Consider the following 21,865-nt stretch of genomic DNA (forward strand, 5'->3'; position numbering starts at 1 on the left):
CATGTCACTTGAAAAGTATAGGGCAAATAGGAAATGTCTCTTAAAGCTCTTTAAAATTTAAAGAACAACATAAGACATGATACTTTCTTTTTTGAAATTTACTTTATGGTTAAAAGGAGAAGAGTATAAAGCATATACGAGTTAAGAGTTATTAACTTAGGAGAATATGAAGATATCCATGAATTATCATCACTATTTTATGGTCAATATGTATTCATAGGAAAGCTTACCGAAGGAAGTTTAAAACTATATGTAGCGTATAGTTTTTGCAAAAATTAATTATGCAATGCTCAGATAATTAGTTTGCTTGAATAAATAATTGGAGGGATGCATATGTATGTAGGTGTTGATTTAGGAGGAACTAATATTGCTGCTGGAATTGTTGATGAAAAGGGGGATTTAAAATATCAGAAATCTATTCCCACAAAGGCGAAACGAAATCCTAAAGAAATAATAAATGATATTAGAGACTTGGTATTGGATTTAATTAAGGAGTATGGTTTATTAAAGGATGAGGTAGAAGCAATAGGAATAGGTATACCAGGGCTAGCTGATGAAGATGGAAATGTTATATTTTGTGTTAATTTAGGATGGAAAAATGTACCTCTAGCAATTTCCCTTAATAAACAGCTTGGAATTCCTATATATATTGATAATGACGCTACAGTTGCAGCCTTAGCTGAATATGAATGTGGTGTTATGATGGGAGCTGAGAGTGGTATACTATTGACCTTAGGAACAGGAATTGGTGGAGGTATCATATTAAATGGTAAGGTGTATAGTGGATATAATGGAGTTGGCTCTGAAATCGGACATATGGTGGTAGGTAATAATTTTTATGATTGTAATTGTGGAAGAAACGGATGTTTAGAGACTTTTTCATCATCTACTGCAATTATTAGATATACAGAAAAGTTGCTTAAAGAAAGTAAAAATAAAGGATTAATATATAAAAGAATACATTGTGATTCAGAAGAACTAAATGCAAAATTAATTTTTGATTGTGCAAAAATGGGAGATGAAATTGCACAACAAGCTGTAAAAAGACTTGTTAAATATCTTAGCTTAGGTATCATTAATTTGATTAATATTTTAGATCCCCAGATAATTGCACTGGGTGGAGGAGTAGCCAATGCTGGCAAATATCTATTGGATTTAGTTATAGAAGATGTGAAGAAAAATCAATATTATAAGGAGTTGCCAATAGGGAAAATTGTATTGGCAAGATTAGGGAACGAAGCAGGGGTTATAGGTGCTGCCATGCTGGGTAAGCAATGATTCCAGATTAATGTATTGAAATTAACTATAGATATTTTAAAAGGGGTATTATCTGGAAAATTGGATACTGGTGATACTTATAATGAAGCCATTGAAAATTCAAGGGTAATATTAAGACGTCAATACTCCTATTCAAGGGTTTAAAGAAAGTAGGGATGATAATTACAATGTAGTAAGGGAAATTGTTTAGTAACATTGGTGAAGGGTTTTTTTATCAAAAAATAGAGTTTGTAAGTTTTATGAGGGTATATTTATATAGTAAAGTTGTACTAAAAGTTTATATTATTATAGACATTAGTTTCATGTACTGATTTCATTAGTGTTAGAGTTGTAATCAATTGATATATCTGCTATAGTTATGATATTGAAAAGAATAAGGATAGCAAATAATATTATAACTAAGAGCAGGAGTGTTGAGGAATAAAGATATTATTTTAATAAATATTATCATAAGATACATTGAGAGGAGAATGTACATGAAATTATATGTTGAAATTATTGATAATAATGCTAAACTGCCATCATACGCACACGACGGCGATGCAGGAATGGACTTGTACTCTACTGATGAAATAATTATTTTACCAGGAGAGAGGGCATTAATACATACAGGTATTAAAATTCAATTGCCCCCAAATACTGAGGCTCAGATACGACCAAGAAGTGGATTGGCATTGAAAAATGGAATTACTTTATTAAATACTCCAGGGACAATTGATGAAGGATATAGGGGAGAAATAGGAATTATAGTTATTAATCATGGAACAGAAGAATTTAGAGTTACAAGAGGAATGAAAATTGCTCAGATGGTAATAAAACCAGTTCTTAGAGTAGAAGTTGAGCAAGTAGATTATTTAAATAATTCAGAGCGTGGAGAAGGTGGGTTTGGATCAACAGGTGTTTAATTAAATATAAATAGGTTTAAAAAAGTATTGCATTATATATATTTATCCTGCTAATACCGTGCTATGCACGGTGTTTATATTTGTTAAGGAATTCAAACTTTTTTTGCGAAAAACTGCATAGCTAAAATAGAGTAAAATAAAGGGCTAGAAGGAAAATTGAAACTATCGCCAGTAAAATTTTAAAAGCAAGAATTAAGTTTTTTAGACCTAAAAGAATGACCTTAAAATTTAGAACATGGAATTTGCAGCTAGAACTTGTCGTTAGATGCTTTTGTCCAGCCAAGCAGACATGTGAGTGACTTGATAATAATTGATGGGTTGTTATGGCTAATAGCTATGTTTGAAAGAATTAGGAGTGGATGTTAGATATATATAAAGACATAAAAATAAGGTTTAAGAGATTCATATTGTGCACCTTTCTTTCCTTTATATCGTGTAAAATGGTAGTATATATAATAAAATAAGTGAGGTGGATTATGAAAATAGGACGAAGATTGAAGTATATTACTGTTATAGTTTTTTTTGTATTACAGCTGATAATCTTATTTACCATAAACGATGGAAGGAACTACGTATTAAATAAAACCATCCTAACTAAGGAAGAAAAAGACTGGCTTAACAAAGAAGGAACTCTTATTTACGGTGCCGATAATAATGCACCGCCATTAAGGTTTGTTAATAAAAAAGACGGACGATATAAAGGAGTAGTTATTGATTACATGAGTGTCTTATCTCTAGAGCTTGGAGTTAATATTGATGTGCATCCACTATTATGGGAAAATGCCCTTGAGAGCCTTAAAAATGGAGAAACTGACTTATGTGATATGTTTATGAGTGAAAAGAGATCAGAGTTTTTTCTTTTTTCTGATCCTATTTATAATTTGCGTGCAGTTGTTGTCACAAGAGGCGAGGACAAGCCTATTGAAGAAATGACTTTTGCCTGTCAAAAAGGTGATTATGTCAATGAATGGTTACTACAAAACTACCCTGATTTAAATATAGTTTTTGTTGATGATGTAGGAAGTGCCCTTGATTTACTTTTGAGAGGAGATGTTGATGCAGTTGCTGGAGATGAACCTGTGGTGCTTTATCAGCTAAAGAATAAAGAGGTAGGAGAAAAACTTCATATCATGAATGAACCGTTGTATGAGAAGGAAGTTGTTTTTGCAATTCCAAAATCAAAACCAAAGTTATTGCCTATTTTAAACAAAGGGATTGCAGCTATTAAAGAATCTGGACAGCTTGAAAATATACAACAGAAGTGGTTTGGAATTTCGGCACCAATTGTTCAAATACCTGATTACAGTAAAAAAATCAGATATTTTGTAGTAGGTTTAGGCATCTTAGCCTTAATAGTTATAGCCATGATTACCTGGAATTACCTATTAAAAAATGAAGTAGATAAAAGAACAAGAGAGGTTATTAACAGCAAGAATGATTTACAGATTACCTTTGATGGTATGAGTGAATACATTGTACTATTTGATCTTGATTTAAGAGTTGTTAATATTAATAAGTCTTTGATTACATTTTTAGGGAGATCAAAGGAAAATCTAATAGGCAATTATTATAATAAGGTACTTAGTAATTTCAATTCCAATGATTTGCTCCATATGATAGCCAAAACCCTTGAGGAAGAAAATTCTTTTGAAAAAGAATTAATCCTTCAAAATAATTATTTTATAGTAAGAACATATCCTTTGAAAAATACAGTTGGAAGAATGAAAAATATTTTAGTAGTAATTCAAAATATCACAAAGGAGAAGTTATCAGAAAGACAGATTTTGCAAAAAAATAAAATGGCTGCCATTGGACAGCTTGCGGCAGGAATGGGACATGAAATAAGAAATCCCCTTGGCATAATAAGAAACCACAGCTATATATTACGTTCTATTTCCAATGACGAAAAGATAGATAGGTCACTAAATTATATTGATTCAGCCGTTGAAAGGGCAAGTAAGATTATCGAAAATATTTTAGAGTTTTCACGCTTGACCGATGGTTTGAAGGATTGGTTTAATCTTTATGAGCTGATATCAAAGTTATTAGAGCTTGAGAGTAAGACTTTAATGAAAAGAAATATTAAATACTATTTAGATTGCAAAGAAAATTTAATGATTAATTCTAATAAAGAATCCTTAAAGCATATATTAATCAATCTTTTATCCAATGCCATTGATGCAATAGAAGAAAATGGATCAATAGATATAATAGCTTATAAGAAGGATAACAATGTTTTTCTTCGCATTGAGGATACAGGAAAAGGTCTCAGTGATGAAGAAATAGAAAATATATTCAATCCATTTTATACTACTAAAGATCCTGATAAAGGCACAGGTTTGGGATTATATATAGTATATAACGAAGTAAAAAAATTAAATGGCGATATAAATGTTTCAAGCTTTAACGGTAAAAAAACAGTTTTTGAGGTAGTATTGCCATTTGATGGAGAAAGGATGATGGTATGATGGAACTGACTAAGATTCTAATTGTAGATGATGAAATTGAGTATAGAGAGACTTATAGGATTCTTTTAGAGCAGAAGGGCTTTATTGTAGGTGAAGCAAGTTCAGCAAGAGAAGCCCTTGAAATTCTGTCAAAGGAGTATTTTCCCATAGTAATAACAGACGTTATTATGCCCTGTGAAGATGGGTTTTATCTACTTGATGAAATAAAAAAGAATTTTAAGGAGTTAATAGAAGTAATCATTGTAACTGGATATGGAAGCATTGAAAGTGCTGTCTTAGCGATGAAAGCAGGCGCACTTGGATATTTTATAAAAAGCAGTAACCCAGACAAACTATTCAGTGAAATAGAAAAGGCTAGAAGGCTTATTAAATATGAAGTACAACAGTCCATTGTTAATAGGGATGTAGATTCGAAATTATTTTTATATCAATCAAAGAATATAAGAATACAAAAGATTTTAAGGGATATTGAAACATTATCAGAATCTTCATGCAATGTATTAATCACTGGTGAATCGGGGGTAGGTAAGGAAATATTTGCAAAATTAATTCATGATAAAAGTAATAGGTCAAAGGGAGTATTTTTACCGACAAATTGTCAGGCGATTTCTGAAAATTTACTTGAAGACGAACTTTTTGGTCACGAAAAAGGAGCATTTACGGGTGCTAATACCCAAAGAATTGGAAGGTTTGAGGAAGCCAGCGGAGGAACTATGTTTCTTGATGAAATTGGTGAAATCACACCAAGTATTCAAGTGAAGCTTCTAAGAGTATTGGACAGCAGGTATATAGAGAGAATTGGATCTAATAAAAGGATACCTGTTAATTTTCGTCTGATTTCAGCCACTAATAAGGATTTGAAAAAGGCTATACAAATGAAAGAGTTTAGGGAAGATCTTTATTATCGTATTAATACTGTAAATATTGAAATACCTCCTTTGAGAGAGAGAAAAGAAGATCTTGAAGATATGATAGATTTCTTCATATACAATCTTTCAAGGGAAACTAAAAAAAGAATTAAAGGAATTGAGCCTCATACTAAAGAGTTTTTAATAAACTATAATTATCCTGGCAATATAAGAGAATTAAAAAATATCCTTGAGCGCATGATTGTTCTTTCAAGGGATGGGATTTTAAGAATGGAAAAATCAGTTAATAATCAAAACAATAACGTTACTGATGATTTTGAACTTATTCCTTATAAAGAAGCGAAAAAAGATTTTGAAATTAACTATATAAGAAAGGCATTAGCAGTGTGCGATAATAATATATCAAAAACTGCTAAGAAAATAGGTTTAAGCAGACGACAATTATTTAATAAAATAACAGAATATAATTTAAAATAATTTTTTGAAATAACGTCTATAAAGTTGGCGTTATTTTTGCATTAAACACTTATTAAAAAATAAGGAGGTAAAAAAATGAAAAAAGCTATTAAAGGTTCATGGGTAGAAATTGAAAATGTTGTACTACCAGCAGATTCCCGTGCACCACAAGTACCAAAAGATACTAAGAAAACTCCGCTGAAGATGTGGACTCGTGGTGTATTAATCAATGATGAAGCTGAAATAGGTGAAACGGTTAGGGTCAATACTTTGTCAGGAAGAATTGCTGAGGGGAAATTAGTGGACATAAAACCGAGATATGCCCACGACTTTGGTTATCCTGTTATAGAGCTTATAGAAACAGGGTTAGCGCTAAAAGAAGATATAGGAGGTAAATAAATGAAGGACTTCTCTTATCAAGGTGTAATGGGTAGAAAAAACGACATCATGAAGGATGCCGTTGGAATTGATTATGATATTTTTGAAAAAGGAAAAATTGCATTTGACTATGAAGAAATGATGAATAATGTTGCTTATAGTATGGATGAAATGCAGAGGATTCAAAGGGAAACAAAGGTTGGCGATACCCCTTTGTTTGAGTTACATAATATAAACAAACTCATAAAAAAATACTCTCCACAAGGCAAAGGTGCAAGAATATTCATAAAGGATGAAGCTGCAAATGCATCTGGTTCTTTTAAAGCAAGAAGGGCAGCAATATCTGTTTATCATGCTAAAAAACTGGGTTATAAAGGTGTTATAGCTGCAACGAGTGGTAATTATGGGGCTGCTGTTGCATCTCAAGCGGCAATGCGTGGACTAAAATGTATTATTGTTCAAGAAGTATATGACTCAAGCAAAAAAGGACAGCCTGAGATTATTGAAAAGGCAAGAAAATGTGAAGCTTTTGGAGCTGAAGTTATTCAGTTGACTGTGGGTCCTGAACTATTCTACACATTCTTAAAGCTCCTTGAAGAAACTGGATTTTTCAATGCATCCCTTTATACGCCATTTGGTATTGCTGGTGTAGAAACCCTTGGATATGAAATTGCTAAGCAGATGCAAAAGCGTGAAGGGAGGTACCCTGATGCAGTCATAGCAACACATGCAGGTGGTGGCAACTTAACTGGAACTGCTCGAGGTTTGATAAAAGCAGGTGCAAAGGATTGTAGAATTATAGGGGCTTCAGTAGATTTAAAGGGACTACATATGGCATCTGATAAGGACTTTAACAGAAAGTCATTTACAACTGGACATACAGGATTTGGTATACCCTTTGCTACACAGCCTGATAGGGCTGATGTCCCAAGAAATGCTGCTAGGGTATTAAGATATATGGATGAGTATTTAACTGTAACTCAAGGTGAAGTATTCTATGTAACTGAAATGCTTGCTCAGCTTGAAGGGCTAGAAAGAGGACCCGCAGGTAATGTATCCCTTGCAGCAGCAATATCTCTTGCTAAAGAAATGGATGAGGATAAGATTATTGTTGTCCAAGAAACAGAATATACTGGAGCTGGTAAGCATCCAATGCCACAATTGACATTTGCTAGAAATAATGGTATCCATATTTATAGAGGAGACCCTGAAGAAAATGTTCCTGGAAAAACAATAGTACTTCCTACATCGTTTGATCAAATTAATGCAAAGAGGTTAGATCTAGAAAAGCTTAAAGCAAAGTATGTTAAGAATATAATAGGAGATATGAAGCTTTCAGATTTAGATGAGGTTGATATCCAGTATATTGCCGATGAGATTAAAGAATCCGTTGATAGAGTAAAAGAATTACTTAGCAAGTAAAAAAACTACGAAAAAAATTGCTATGTGGAAATATATTGCGTAGCAATTTTTTTCTTCTTATATAAAAAATTCAGAATAATAGTATTAATATCAATGTTTTTTAAAATTAAATATTGGCATGACTATTGCTGTAATAATAAGTGAGGAAATTGCATAACAAATAAAGATATGGATTTAGCAACCTAAAGCCATATAAATAAAATGGTGAATTTAAAAGGACAAAACTATGCAGTTTACTCAAATTATGAAAAACTATAAAGGAGGAGTTATATGTCAAAAGATAGTAAAAAACTTGAGTTTTATGGTGGAGAATGGATGTCCTTTGTACCTTTTATCGTTTTTTTAGTACTTATAATTTTAACAACATTTGTGTTTGGTTCTATTTCTAATGGTGCATTATGGATTCCTGCATTTATGGCATTGATAGTAGCATTTTTCTTTGCAAAAGACAAAAAACTCTACAGTGAGACAATCATTAAGGGAATGTCGAGCAAAGAGGCTATTATTCCAGTAGTTTGTTGGATATTTGCAGGAGTATTTTCTAGGATTTTAAGGGAATCTGGATTAGCTGCAGGTATCGCAGGGTTAGCTGCTAACCTCGGAATGAGTGGAACATTTTTTATTATTATTTCATTTTTAGCATCGGCTCTATTTGCAACAGCATCAGGTACAGGCTTTGGGACTATCGCAGCAGGTATGGGTGTTCTCTATCCAGCAGGTGTAGCTTTAGGAGCTCATCCAGCATTACTTGCAGGAGCAATTGTATCAGGTGGAGCCTTTGGTGATAATCTTGCGCCAGTTTCTGATACAACCATATGTTCAGCAACGTCTCAAGGTGTAGATGTACCTGGAGTTGTTCGTTCAAGACTTAAATATGCATTAACAGCTGGGGCTATTACTTTAATTGGAATTATTATTTTTGGAATGACATCAAGTGGTTCAGGTACTCCAGTTGGGGCAATTGAATATGATTCAGTGGCATTATTAATGTTAATCCCTGTTGCAATTACAATCTATGTTGCAATTAAATCAGGTGATATCATAATAGCAACAACGGTTGGAATAGTTTTAGCAGGTTTTACAGCAGTGGTTACTGGAATTATGGATTTTGTGCAAATCGACCCAGGTGCAGAGGTTACTAAAAAAGCATTGTTTAGGGTTGTTGGTTCTGGATTAGATAGGACAGTTGACGGAGTTATTTATACAGGTATTAACAGTATGATTCAGGTTGTATTACTTGCCATTTTATTATTTGGATCTATTGCAATTATGCGTGAAGGACATGGAGATGTTAAGCTTCTTAAATCACTTGGAAAAATTGCAAAAACTCCAAGGGGTTCAGAATTTACTATTGCAGGTATGATTATTTCATTATCTGCATTAATGGGATTAAATGCACCTGCCATCCTTGCAGTAGGTGGATCATTTGCAAAACCATTATCACGCAAACATGGAATAAGTCCATATAGAACAGCAAACTTATTGGATGCTACATCCTGTACATTGGTATATTCTTTACCTTGGACACCAGCTATTATTTATACTATTGGATTTACAAAGGATGGAGTTCATCCTTTGACAGCCATGGAAGTTACACCATTTGTATTTTATGCCTTTGCGATGCTTGCTGTAATGCTGGGAAGTATTGTCCTTGGAATTGGGAAAAATGATAATATGAAAGGTAGAACATTAGAAGATTTTGAAGAAAAAGCAACAAAATAATTATATAGAATACGGTTCCTATTGCCATAAATAGTGCTGCAAATAAGAACAAAGTCGTCGTCAGACGCCTTTGTTCTTTACACTTTTAGGGCATTAATTATTATTGCATTTCCTTGGGGTGGAAGACTTCTTGTTAGTATACCATTGAAAATAATATCTACAACCTGACTTATTTTAAGATTTTCAAAAGTCATTATTATTGTGTATTGATTGATATGAAATATATATTCAAATCCTTTTTCATCTACTACTAGTAGAGATTTTCTTTGATTGTTCATATAGAATTTTTTTATTATACCGCTAACCATGGTATATTTATCATGGTTCATTCTTAAACTCCTTTCTTTGAAAAGTAAATCTACTGATATAATATGTAAAAACTATATATTTTGGAACTATTAATTACATAGAATATAAAATTAGGGATAAGGAAATAGATTTTTCGTCCTACAAAAGCTAGAAAAAGATAGAAGGAATTAATACAGAAATTTGGAAGAAAAAATTATAAAATCAGCAATTTTAGGGAAAATGTAAAACTTTGACGAAAAGTTCAACTTGTATTTAATTTAAATAATGATATAATTTACATATAAATACATAATTATAGATATAACAATATAATTTTACTAAATTTGAATAAAATTAAAAAATATGAAAAATAATCCTTGAAAAATAAAATGATTTAGAGATTATATAAGATCAAATTTTTTGCCACTTTTTAATACTTATTTAATCCATTATTTTTAATATTAATAATAATGGGAGTAAGTTTGTTTTTTAAACAGTGGCAAAATTTAACATATAAATTAATGATTGGGGTAGGGGTTATATTTATATTTTTGAAATACCCCAGATATGAAAGGGGGGAGAACTATGTCAAATTATCTCGGCAATCCATATGGCAATCTTGAAATTACTGGATGTGGAGGACAAGCTTGTGTCGGTAAAGCATGTGGTGCTGTTGGATGCGTTGCTGATGGCTGCGGTATTCAGGGTTGTGGAGGAAATGGTTGTGCTGCAGATGGATGCATTATTGAAGCATGTGCGTTAGATGGCTGTGTACCAGTTGATGGCTGTGCTATTGATTTTGGACCATGTATTTAAAATCTAAAAAAAAGGGGGATTACCTATGAGCGAATATCTAGAGAGCATTTATGACCTAGATAACCCGATTGACACAGATATCGATGAAATAACTGAGCTTTTGTGTTTTTGCCTTGTAAATGCGTGTGCTGCCAATGCATGTGGATTAAATTAATTAGAAAATAAAGAGACTACTTAATAAGAAGAGTATGGTTTTAAAAACCTACTCTTCTATACAATTAACTTGTCGAATAAGTGATTATAGTGCTGCACTTTTCTATAGCGAAATTGGAAGTGATAAATTTTATATTTTATAATCAATGGTTTTAAATCAACAATTTGATTAATTTTATGTATTACAACTTATTAGTCATTTTTCAAAAAATATTTTTTATAGGATAAATGCAGCATTTTACTTTTGTTTAAAATAGTTGTTCAAGAAGCTATATATAGATGTTCTAGTAAAACAGTTAATTTATACACATCAAAAATCCTTAAAAGCTCTGGATATTTTGATATGTATAAATTAAGTTTTACTATGTAAATCTTATAAAGATAAACAACTTCAAGGTTTAATAAATTTCAAATAAAAAATTTAGAAGCGTTCATTATTTTCTTTGAAATTTATTTTAAATGTTAGTGTTGTTTATCTATAGCTAAAAAATTTTGGGAAAAGTATATAAAAATTTAGCATTCGAATTTGGTTTAATCTTGTATATTTACAATAAAATAGATAAGGAAAGGTGAGAGAATATGAAATTTTCAAGATATAATTTGTTTATACCAATAGAACGTACAGAAGATAAGGTTATTTTATTTAATACGTTACATGGGGAGACATTTATAATAGATAAAAAAGTCAAGAATATAATTGAGAAAGGTGAAGTAGAAAAGTTAGATTCAGATACTATAAAGATTTATAAGGAAAAGAATATATTAATTGATGACAATGTTGATGAGTTAAAATACTTTGAATATTATCATAATAAATTAAAATTTACAAGTGATATATTGCATGTTACAGTGCTACTTACATGGGAGTGCAACTTGAAGTGTGTCTATTGTTATGAAGGAGCAGGAGAAATTAAAAATAATCGCATGACACCAGATACATTAAATAATGTAATTGATTTTATTAAGTCACAAGCTGAACATAGGAAAGTTAAATCAATACATTTAAATTTATTCGGAGGAGAACCTTTGATAAACTTTGATGCGGGAAAAAAACTTTTAGAGGAAATTAATAAATTTTGTGAAGAAACTGGAAAAAAATTATATAGTGGTATTATAACAAATGGAACTCTTATAAATGATGAAATAATAGATATACTTAAAAACTATAATTGTCAAACAATTCAAATTACATTAGACGGTACAAAAGAAATACATGATAATAGAAGAATGTTTAAAGGTGGACAAGGAAGCTTTGATATTATTATCAAAAATCTTCAAAAGATTAGTCAGAGAAATGATATAGTTAAGCCTTTAATAAGAATTAACATTGATAAAACAAATATAGATAATGTTTATGAATTATTAGACTTATTAAAAGAATATGGCTTAACATCTTGTAGAATTGACTTCGGTATAGTAAGAGGGGAAACCAAGGCTTGTTCTTCTTATTCTGGATATTGTTTTTCAGAGGAAGATTTAGGAGATATTTTAGATGAACTATGGAAGGCAGCTGAAGAACGAGGATTTAGGATGTATTTAAAACCTGCTAAAAAATGGATTTATTGTGGGTTATATAGTGATTCAGCCTTTAGTATAGCACCTACGGGAGACCTTTATAAGTGTTGGGAACAAGTAGGAGAAGAGGAGCATAAAATAGCGGTGATAGGTGAGAAAGGTGAAACTCAAGATATATCATTTACATATTATAATTGGATGGCTAGAAACCCTTTAAATACCCCAGAGTGTAGGGGATGTATATATCTTCCTGCATGTGGAGGTGGGTGTGGAGCTATTAGCTACAATCATTATAGTACCTATGATGCACCAGGGTGTTTTAAAGTTAAAGGAGTTATAGAAAAACAAATATTAAAGTACTTTAAAGGAAAGTTAGATTATATTTGTAATAAAAAAAATGCTTAAAAAATATAGACTAAAGAGATAAAAAGAATAATTTATATTAAGTTTTAGTGTTTTGTTAAAATATGAGAACAAATCTTTTAAAGGACATAAACGTGAAAGGAAGAAAGTTATGATTGAATTTAAGAATGTGACAAAACGTTATAGCAATGGTTGTACAGCTATTGAAGAATTAAATTTAAAAATTAAAAGTGGACAGATTTATGGGCTCATTGGTCCAAATGGTGCAGGTAAGACAACGTTATTAAGAATGCTTATGGGTATAATACCCGTAACTGAGGGAGATATTATGGTTATGGGTGAATGTCTAGCAAAGAATCCTGTAAAAATTAAGGCGATGATTGGATATGTTTCCGATGAAATAGCTAATTTTGAGCGCTTGCGGGGAAGAGAATATCTAAATTTTATAGCTGATATTTATTGTGTAGAACACAAAAAACGTCATAAATTAATTAAATATTATGGAGAATGTTTTGAAATATATTATGTGTTGGATAGATATATAAAAGAGTATTCATATGGCATGAAAAAAAAATTAAATATTATAGGAGCATTAATTCATGAGCCTACAATATTGGTTATGGATGAACCATTAACGGGATTAGATCCAAAATCATCATATCAGATTAAAACTTGTATAAAGGAATATACAAAAGAAAACAAATTGGTTCTTTTTTCTTCTCATATTCTTGAAGTTGTAGAGCGATTATGTAATAGAATTGCGATAATTAATAAGGGTAAAATTGTATTAGAGGGGAAATTGGAGCAAATAAGAGATAATATTAGTTGTGATACATGTTTAGAAAAAATATTTTTAGAGGTGACTAATAATAATGATTAATATATGGCATATAACAAAAATTCTGCACATCAACAATATGATGTTTGTTAAGAGAGATTCACGCAGAAGTTATATTGCTTTAATTTTGGTAGGTATAAGCTTTTTAGTTTTATATAAATATTCTTATAATATTATTTTAAATATTAAATATACCTTGAACGATGTGGAAAAACTCTACTCAATTGTTAAGATGTTAATTCGTGGTATATTTGTTATAAGTTTATTCAATGGATTGTACCTTGGAGGAAGTGTGTTATATTTTAATAAGGATATAGAATTCTTTTTATCGTTACCTATTCACTATAGAGAAATTTTAATATCTAAATTATTATTTGTTGTAAGTAGAATTTGGCTATTATTATTTATTTTTACTTTTCCTTTTTTTATAAATTATGGAATAATAATGAGTATGTCTATATTCTACTACATCACTATATTTTGTTTTTTTATAACTATACCATTTATACCGGTATGTTTAATTATGACTTTAAATATTATTTTTGTGAGGTTTCTAGGAACTACAGTTCGTCATGATATTGTTAAAATTATATCAAATATTATATTTTTTATCATTGTTGGGTTTTTTTTAGCTGGGAAAGTAAATTTAGATGAATTTATAAGTATAGAAAGTATTAATCAAACTATAGAAATTAATTCAAATATAAATTTTTTAGCTTTTTTACATATTAATACCCAGAGTTTTATTGGAAAAATATTACTTATAATAATTTATAATATAGTTGTATTTGGATGTATTTCAATATATTTACTAATTGGGCAAAGGTACTATGTAGATAGTTTATATGAAAATAGAAAAAGAAAAATAGATAATGTAAAAAAGAAAAAAAATATAAGAATTTATAATATTAAAAAATTTCCATGGATTACATATACTTTAAAAGAAATTATTCTAATTCTAAGAACACCTGAATTTTTTTTAAATTGTTTTCTAATAAATATAGTTTTACCTTCAATTTTTTTATGTGTTTTTAGATTTAAATTAGAATCTAAAAATGAAATTTTAAATATGAAACTAATGATGCCTATAGAAAATCGAGTTACTATATTTATTGTTTTTTTGCTTATTGGATTTGTATCTAATAAAATTGCTGCTACTGCCTTATCAAGAGAAGGACATGAAATTTATTTTATGAAATATATTCCTTTGCCATATAGAGTACAATTTTACTCGAAAATATTAGCGGGAATTATTTTAGCTTCAATAAGTATACCTATTTATATATACGCGTTTATAAATTATTTTGATTTGAAATTGATTTATCTTTTAGGAGCATGTATTCCATCGATTTTAGGAATGTATTTTATAGGATATGTTGGATTGTATATTGATATACTTAATCCTCACCTTTTAGTTCATCAGAAAATTTTACTTTTTAAGAAGAATATTAATATTTTAGTTCATTTTATAATTTCTATTTTAATTATTATATTTTTTGTAAGTATACAGTTTAGATTAAATCTTACATTATTCGGAGTATATATATATTACTATGTTGTATTTTTAATGTTAAATAGTTTAGCTCATGTTTTTTTATTGAAAAAATGCGAAAATATTATGCACAATTTAGAAATTTAAGTCAAATAAAGAGTAATTTATTTTTAATATGGAAGTTATTGGTAGTAAAAGGTAGGTGGATAGATGAGGAAATATTTTAGATATTTATTAAGCTATAAATTAGATTTGTTTTTTTATATATTATTAAGCACACTAATATGGGGGATTACTCTAGTTTCTCCGTATATTACAGGGCGATATATAGATTACTTATTAAACACGAAAACTATGGAATTGATATATATATTTTCACTAATTATTCTTTTTATTGGGACAAGTAAGACCATACTTTCTTATGTATTTCAAATGCTTTCTATTAGGTTTGAAGCTAAAACAGCATTTGATTTAAATTATGATATATTAGAACATGTAAAAAAATTACCCTTAAGCTTTTTCAAAAAAGTAAATGCGACTTATCTTAACCAGAGAATAAATTTAGATTCAAACAATGTAATTTCATTTTTAATAAATGATGTTATTGGTATGTGTTTTAAGTGGATTTCATTTTTAATAGCAGTAATCGTATTATTTAAAATTAATAATATTATAGCTATATCACTTGTTGTATTAGTTCCATTATATTTGATATTGTATTTAAGTTTTAAATCTTCACTTTTTAATATTGCATATATTCTTAAAGAGGAACAGGATCATTTTATAGGACAAATGAATGAACAGTTGCTAAATATAAAACAAGTTAAATTCCATTCTATTCATGATTATTTAGGAAATCAGATTAAGCTTAGTTTTAATAAATTATTTGCTATAGCATTAAGGCATGCCCGTGTATCTAGTCTTTTTAGCAGTTGTGATAATATAATTAATAATCTATTTCGTCTAGTTCTTTTTTTCTTTGGAGGAATGGCAATTATAAAAGGAAAATTGAGCATAGGAGAATTTACTATGATTAATAACTATTTTACTGTTGTCATTAAAGGTATTAGAAATACACTAGATTTCAGTAAAAATTATCAAAGAACAAAGGTTTCTCAAAAACGTTTAGATGAACTTTTAGAAATGAAGGTTGAGCAAAATGGTTTAATTAAATTAGATAGTATTAACTCTATTGAACTAAAAGATATTCACTTTTCTTATGAAAAAGGTCCTAAAATTCTTGAGTCATTCAGTTATAAGTTTGAAAAAGGAAAAATATATTGTATTATTGGAGAAAATGGTACAGGAAAGAGTACTTTGATTGAATTGTTGTTGGGATTAGTAGGAGAAAAATATCAAGGGAAAGTTTTTTACAATGATAAAAGTATAGAACAGTTAGATATGTATAATATCCGCAGGAAACTTATAGGAGTATCTGAGCAGGAGCCTGTGCTTTTTAATGATACACTAATAAACAATATAATTTTGGGAAATAAAGAATTAAAAAAGAAAACAATTAGTGAATGGATGAAAAAGTTATCTGGAGAAACAATTATTAAACGATTTGGTGAAGATAAAAAAATGAAAATATATGGCAAATCCAGCAATATTTCAGGAGGTGAGAAACAAAAAATTTCAATTATAAGGGCGGTAATAAAAGAACCAGATTTAATTGTACTAGATGAGCCAACATCAGCTTTAGATCAATTTAGTACTAATAAGTTGAAGGAGATTTTAAAAGAGATTAAAGATAATAAGATCATCATTATGGTAACCCATGATGAATCATTGATAAATATATCCGATGAGATTATTAAATTAGAACCAGCAAAATATAAATATACAGTTTAAAGTATACTTGGCTAGCTAAACGTATAAAAAAAGATAAACTAGAATGTAAAGGTAAAGGGGGAATAAATAATATGAATAAAGCTCTTAAAATACTTGGATACATAATTTTAATTGTTGTTGTATTAATCATAGGGTACAAATTTTTATTTGATGTTAAATTTCCAAAAACTGTTTTTAGTGCTAAACAAATTTTAGAGAATGAACTAAATTATAAAATGATAGATTTAGATACATTGAATGAATATGATAGTAGCTTAGTTAAAGATATTATTGAGAAAAGGGTTTATGTAAATGATTATGAAGTTGATTTTATAATGATTACATTTAAATCTCAAAAAAATGCTACAAAGTTTTATAAAGAAGTAATAGATTCAAATAGTAGAATTTTGAAATTTGGTAAAAAATTAGATTTATCTATACTTAATATCCATTATAGAGAATATAAACACGACGGAGTATACTATAATGTATATAATAATAGAAATACTATTATTATTATCAAAGGAAAAAATCTTGATGCTATAAAAGAATTTAAACAAAAGATTGTAGAAAAAAGTAATTGAGTATACATGATGATATTGCCTATTTGCAAGATTTATAAAAAAACTCCTTTTAAAGCGTAGGTTTGTATAACAGCATAATCGATGGAGGGAGAAATTATGAAACTTAAAAATATAATTTGGATCATTATAATTGCTGTTATTGGGATGTTAGTTATAAGTTGTTCAACTGCCATTGATGAGTATAGATTAGAAGATAATTATTATATAAAAGAAACAGAAAAATTTAAGTTTGTTTGTTATGAAAAAGATCATGCTTATATGTATGATATTGAACAAAGTTTAAAAAACAACTATGAAAAAGTATTACATGATTTAGGATTGACTAGGAAAGTATCTAAAATTACTGTAAAGGTTTATCCAACATTAAAAGAATTTCATAAAAATATTGGTTTAACACGAGCTCCTAAATATATAGTTGGAAAAAAAATTTCTGAAAAGGAGTTTAAAATGGTTTCTCCAAATGCTAAGGGGTTGGTACATACTTATGAGCAAATAGTTAATGGTGTTGCTGTTCATGAATTTACACATTGTATAACTGACTTAGTAATCAAGAATAGAAAAGTACCAAAATGGTTGCAAGAAAGTATAGCCTTGTATGAGGCTAACCAAAAAATAATACCTAATGAATTGCCTGATTCATTTAAGGAAATTAGTGAAATGAAATATAACATTTATAGTATAGGTTATTTATTGATGGAATATCTAGTTAAACAGTATGATGTTGAGATAATAAATAAATTACTTCTTGCAGAAGGAGATATTGAATCAGTAATAGGTAAAAAAGAAGATGAATTTTTTAATGAGTGGTTAGAATATGTAAAAAAATTTCATTAAATTAGGGAGTAGTAAATAAATTTAATCAGCACAAATGAAATAATTTATGCATATATTTTTTAAATGGTGAGGAAATTGTATAATATATTTTGTGACACAGAAAATTTTTCTACTCAAAGTCAAATTAATGTATCCTAAAAAAACGACGGTAAATCGTTTATAGGAAGGTTTAAAAAATATTAGAGAGAAGAAAACAATAATGAATAATTATAATATAAAGAAAAAATACGAATAACAGATGATGAAGCGAAAGTATATAAGAAAACTGGGGATTGAGGATATAAGAGAATTATAAAAGCTAGAAAAATATAAAAGGAATGAGATAATAAGAAAAATAAAAAGGTAAAAGGAGTTACTTTAAGACAAATATCTAGGATAACAGGAATATCTAAAAGTGTTATTCATAAGATTTAGAAAGTAAGAGAGCAGGACAACAAACCTGTCTCCTTGTCTTTAACAACGCCATTGGATATTTACAGCCACATTTCCTTAGATAAGAAAGAGGAAGCAGTATAAAAACTAAATGTAGTATTCAAATAAAAGACACCTCCGAATGTTAATTTCAGAGGTGTTTTTCTCTAATTGCAGTAAAATTGCAGTAATTACTATATGAATTACGATATTTGATTGATGATTAATGCCTTAAACCTTGATAAATACAGGTTTGTAGATATTGGTATTTTAAAGTTGTGGACGTTTTTATTTACACGTTAAATCTAAATAATATCACATCTCCATCCTTAACAACATATTCTTTACCCTCTAGTCTAACAAGTCCTTTTTCTTTAGCTGCTGACATAGTACCATGCTCTTTAAGGTCTTCATATGCAATGGTTTCAGCTCGTATAAATCCTCTTTCAATATCAGAATGGATTTTACCAGCTGCCTTGGGAGCTTTAGTACCTCTTTTAATAGTCCAAGCCCTTACTTCCTGTGGACCAGCTGTTAAGAAGCTGATTAGGTCTAGAAGGTGATAGCTTGACCTTATTAGCTTATCTAAGCCAGATTCTTTAAGGCCTAGTTCCTCTAGGAATGCATACTTTTCTTTATCGTCAAGCTCAGCTATTTCCTGCTCGATCTTGGCGCTGATTACTACTACCTCAGCACCTTCAGTCTTAGCAAAATTTCTAACTTCTTTAACATATTTATTTTCTCCACCATTTTCAACTAAATCATCCTCGGATACATTAGCACAGTATATGATTGGTTTAGCAGATAGTAATTGAAGAGTTTTTACAAACGCCCATTCTTCATCACTAAATTCCATAGCTCTTACGCTAATTCCTTGCTCAAGAGTAGCTTTAATTCTTTCAAGTATTGATAGTTCCCTTTGAAGGCTTTTATCGCCCTTAAGAGCCTTTCTTGTCTTAGTAATTCTTCTATCTATCAACTCTTCGTCTGAGAAAATAAGCTCAAGATTTATAGTTTCAATATCCTTTAGAGGTCCTATTTCACCGTCGACATGAACTACATTTTCATCTTCAAAGCATCTTACCACATGGATTATAGCCGCAACCTCTCTAATGTGCCCAAGGAACTGATTTCCTAGGCCTTCACCCTTAGACGCACCTTTAACAAGACCTGCTATATCATAGAACTCGATGGCTGTATGAACAATCTTCTTAGAGTCGTATATCTTTTGTAATACTTCTAATCTTTCATCTGGAACTGATACAACACCCACATTTGGTTCTATAGTACAAAATGGGTAATTTGCAGATTCTGCACCAGCCTTAGTAATAGCATTGAAAAGGGTACTTTTCCCTACATTAGGCAATCCCACTATTCCTAACTTCATAAATATTCTTCCTTTCGATTCTATAATTAAATTATAGCGATTTACATACAGAATAAATTATAATGCAATTATATATGTAAATCAATAGCTGCATGATGTTTTATATATGTATATAAACATATTTTATTTATCTAGAAAATAAAAATATATAAATGAGGAAATTGCATAATACCTTTAAAAAATTTTGAAGTGCAAAATGTAGTAGATAGAGTCAAGAAAGCTATCTACATATTGTATTTCAAAATTATTAGTGTTAATTATGCAAGTTTCTCAAATGATAAAGATTTTTCAGTAGGTACTACTCTGATTTAAGGAGATGATATTTATTGATAATAGATTATTTTTATTTGTAAAATCCTTAATACTAGGCTTACTAATAATAGGGATTTTTGTTTTTCAAGGAAATATGGAAAGACTTTTTATTATAGCATTTACTTTAATAACTATAAATATTTTTAAATATACTAAATTTAAATTTAATTATATTTCTCTAATTTTTTGTGGGCTTATTCTAGGATATATTTTAGGCAATATCCTATTGTATTATTCTGTTATTAGGAGTTATGAAGGCTGTAACAACCAAAATAGATTTGAAAGAAATAAAGAAAGATTATCAAAACCTGCTGTGATAATATATTCACCTGGTGAACCACCTATATTTGATTTTTCAATTATTTTTAGAAATGTATATAGCAAGAAATCTATAATCAAAAAGATTAATGCTCCGATTGAGGTTTTTAAATTTAAAATTGCATATGAAAATATGGGGAGTAGTAAATATGTAGATTTATGTAACAGAATTGAGGATAATTTAAGATTACGCTTAGGAGAGGGTTATGATTTGCACTCTGCATATTCTAATACAATACCATTTATAAATGAAGAGCTCAATAGACTAAGTCATGATTATGAAAAAATAATTCTAGTACCATTAATGCTTAGTGAAACTGAGGATTATAGGACACTTAAGGATATCATTGATAAAAACTATGCTAATAGTGATATAGAAATAAAAATCACCCCTTTTCTTTGGAAGAGCAAAAAGCTATTGACCCAAATAACAGAAAAGGTGATTAGAAAAGCAGGTAATGAAAAAATGGATTCTACAGGTGTGATATTGTTGATGTCAAATACAGAAAACCCTTATAAACAAAGTGTTTTTAGTAATGAAGTTATTCGTAGAATTGAGAAATTAAGGCTCGAAAAAGATAGAATAATTCGTATAAGGTTTGACGATGAAAAAAGTCATATTATAAGGTCTATTAAGAAACTAAAGGGAAGAGGAGTTGAAAACATTATAATTAGTAGTGTTTTAAATTTTCATGATAATATCATTGACCAGTATAAGATGAATAAGTTAATAGAAAAGACAGCAAAAAAGGAATCTATAAATATTTATTATATAAATGGGTGGGGAATAGGTGAAAACTTATTAAATGAACTTGAATATAAAATAAGGATAACCAATTTAAAAGATTAATTTACTTGAAATATTAAAACCCCCTAAGTTATTTCACAAAAAAATTAATTAACTAGCTTGGCGAGTTGACTTAGTGTAAAATTATTGTAGGAAAAAAATAAAAAGAGAATAGCTTCTTATGTTAAGATGGAAGTGTATAAGCAACACATCAAAACATATGAAAGGAGCTATTCTCATGAATAATATTATACAGGAAATTATGACAAAAATCATTAAAGATAACAATAAAAATATGGAAAAACTATTTACAGAGCATAAGGACATTTCAAGATATATTTTAGATACTAAGAAAATGCTTGATGAAATAGGAATAGCTATAGTAGAAGAAGCATTGAAGATATGTGATGAAATTATAAAAGAATCTTCTAATAGGAAA

20 protein-coding genes are annotated in these 21,865 nt (G+C 29.2%); 18 read left to right on the forward strand and 2 right to left on the reverse strand.

The features are described 5' to 3' along the window. The first annotated feature begins 333 nt into the window (after positions 1–333). From BUB36_RS12950 to BUB36_RS12980, 8 genes are all read left to right on the forward strand, one after another. Positions 334–1,278: an ROK family protein gene (locus BUB36_RS12950; RefSeq protein ID WP_073150964.1), complete on the forward strand. Its 945-nt coding sequence runs from the start codon at positions 334–336 to the stop codon at positions 1,276–1,278. 15 nt (positions 1,279–1,293) lie between these two features. Beyond that, complete coding sequence (locus BUB36_RS20400; RefSeq protein WP_278247839.1) at positions 1,294–1,422, forward strand: hypothetical protein; 129 nt, start codon at positions 1,294–1,296, stop codon at positions 1,420–1,422. Positions 1,423–1,754: 332 nt separating this feature from the next. Next, entirely contained in the window at positions 1,755–2,183 is a 429-nt protein-coding gene (gene dut / locus BUB36_RS12955) for a dUTP diphosphatase (protein ID WP_073150966.1), read from the forward strand. 476 nt (positions 2,184–2,659) lie between these two features. Further along, the gene (locus BUB36_RS12960; protein WP_073150969.1) at positions 2,660–4,651 is read left to right on the forward strand and encodes a transporter substrate-binding domain-containing protein; all 1,992 of its coding nucleotides are present in this window, start codon (positions 2,660–2,662) and stop codon (positions 4,649–4,651) included. After that, complete coding sequence (locus BUB36_RS12965) at positions 4,648–5,997, forward strand: sigma-54-dependent transcriptional regulator (RefSeq protein WP_073150971.1); 1,350 nt, start codon at positions 4,648–4,650, stop codon at positions 5,995–5,997. The genes BUB36_RS12960 and BUB36_RS12965 overlap by 4 nt, the downstream gene beginning before the upstream one ends. A 75-nt stretch (positions 5,998–6,072) precedes the next feature. Further along, positions 6,073–6,375, forward strand: a complete 303-nt coding sequence (ortA, locus tag BUB36_RS12970; RefSeq protein WP_073150974.1) for a 2-amino-4-oxopentanoate thiolase subunit OrtA — start codon at positions 6,073–6,075, stop codon at positions 6,373–6,375. Then, positions 6,376–7,776, forward strand: coding sequence for a 2-amino-4-oxopentanoate thiolase subunit OrtB (gene ortB / locus BUB36_RS12975; protein WP_073150976.1), 1,401 nt, complete (start codon positions 6,376–6,378; stop codon positions 7,774–7,776). Positions 7,777–8,046: 270 nt separating this feature from the next. Beyond that, positions 8,047–9,498: a Na+/H+ antiporter NhaC family protein gene (locus tag BUB36_RS12980; protein ID WP_073150979.1), complete on the forward strand. Its 1,452-nt coding sequence runs from the start codon at positions 8,047–8,049 to the stop codon at positions 9,496–9,498. A 77-nt stretch (positions 9,499–9,575) separates the two neighbouring features. Here BUB36_RS12980 and BUB36_RS12985 read toward each other — a convergent pair whose 3' ends face one another. Beyond that, positions 9,576–9,827, reverse strand: a complete 252-nt coding sequence (locus tag BUB36_RS12985) for a hypothetical protein (protein WP_073150982.1) — start codon at positions 9,825–9,827, stop codon at positions 9,576–9,578. A 544-nt stretch (positions 9,828–10,371) separates the two neighbouring features. Between BUB36_RS12985 and BUB36_RS12990 the strand changes: the two genes are divergently transcribed. From BUB36_RS12990 to BUB36_RS13020, 8 genes are all read left to right on the forward strand, one after another. Beyond that, positions 10,372–10,602: a Cys-every-fifth RiPP peptide CefA gene (locus BUB36_RS12990; protein ID WP_073150985.1), complete on the forward strand. Its 231-nt coding sequence runs from the start codon at positions 10,372–10,374 to the stop codon at positions 10,600–10,602. Between the two features lie 25 nt (positions 10,603–10,627). Continuing rightward, positions 10,628–10,756 (forward strand): hypothetical protein, encoded by a 129-nt coding sequence (locus tag BUB36_RS20405; protein WP_278247840.1) that lies wholly within the window; start codon positions 10,628–10,630, stop codon positions 10,754–10,756. 578 nt (positions 10,757–11,334) lie between these two features. Beyond that, positions 11,335–12,675: a Cys-every-fifth radical SAM/SPASM peptide maturase CefB gene (locus BUB36_RS12995; RefSeq protein ID WP_073150988.1), complete on the forward strand. Its 1,341-nt coding sequence runs from the start codon at positions 11,335–11,337 to the stop codon at positions 12,673–12,675. A 109-nt stretch (positions 12,676–12,784) separates the two neighbouring features. Further along, positions 12,785–13,513 (forward strand): ABC transporter ATP-binding protein, encoded by a 729-nt coding sequence (locus BUB36_RS13000; RefSeq protein ID WP_073150991.1) that lies wholly within the window; start codon positions 12,785–12,787, stop codon positions 13,511–13,513. A gap of 40 nt (positions 13,514–13,553) precedes the next feature. Continuing rightward, complete coding sequence (locus BUB36_RS13005) at positions 13,554–15,110, forward strand: putative ABC transporter permease subunit (RefSeq protein ID WP_242655830.1); 1,557 nt, start codon at positions 13,554–13,556, stop codon at positions 15,108–15,110. A gap of 63 nt (positions 15,111–15,173) precedes the next feature. Continuing rightward, a complete protein-coding gene (locus tag BUB36_RS13010; RefSeq protein ID WP_073150996.1) occupies positions 15,174–16,814 on the forward strand; it encodes an ATP-binding cassette domain-containing protein in 1,641 nt (546 codons plus the stop codon). Between the two features lie 71 nt (positions 16,815–16,885). After that, complete coding sequence (locus BUB36_RS13015) at positions 16,886–17,377, forward strand: hypothetical protein (RefSeq protein ID WP_073150999.1); 492 nt, start codon at positions 16,886–16,888, stop codon at positions 17,375–17,377. A 96-nt stretch (positions 17,378–17,473) separates the two neighbouring features. Then, positions 17,474–18,211 carry a hypothetical protein gene (locus BUB36_RS13020; RefSeq protein ID WP_073151001.1) on the forward strand — a complete coding sequence of 246 codons (738 nt, stop codon included), beginning with the start codon at positions 17,474–17,476 and terminating at the stop codon, positions 18,209–18,211. A gap of 703 nt (positions 18,212–18,914) precedes the next feature. Here the strand turns inward: BUB36_RS13020 and ychF are convergent. Beyond that, complete coding sequence (gene ychF / locus BUB36_RS13025) at positions 18,915–20,009, reverse strand: redox-regulated ATPase YchF (RefSeq protein WP_073151004.1); 1,095 nt, start codon at positions 20,007–20,009, stop codon at positions 18,915–18,917. 406 nt (positions 20,010–20,415) lie between these two features. On the opposite strand from ychF, the gene BUB36_RS13030 reads away from it, so the two are divergent. Together BUB36_RS13030 and BUB36_RS13035 are read left to right on the forward strand one after the other, a co-directional pair. After that, on the forward strand, positions 20,416–21,489 hold the full coding sequence (locus tag BUB36_RS13030; protein WP_131821271.1) for a hypothetical protein: 1,074 nt from the start codon (positions 20,416–20,418) through the stop codon (positions 21,487–21,489). A 175-nt stretch (positions 21,490–21,664) separates the two neighbouring features. Continuing rightward, positions 21,665–21,865 (forward strand): hypothetical protein (locus tag BUB36_RS13035; RefSeq protein WP_073151010.1); only part of this gene is annotated, 201 nt, incomplete at its 3' end.

It is taken from the genome of Paramaledivibacter caminithermalis DSM 15212 (assembly GCF_900142245.1).
GTDB lineage: Bacteria > Bacillota > Clostridia > Peptostreptococcales > Caminicellaceae > Paramaledivibacter > Paramaledivibacter caminithermalis.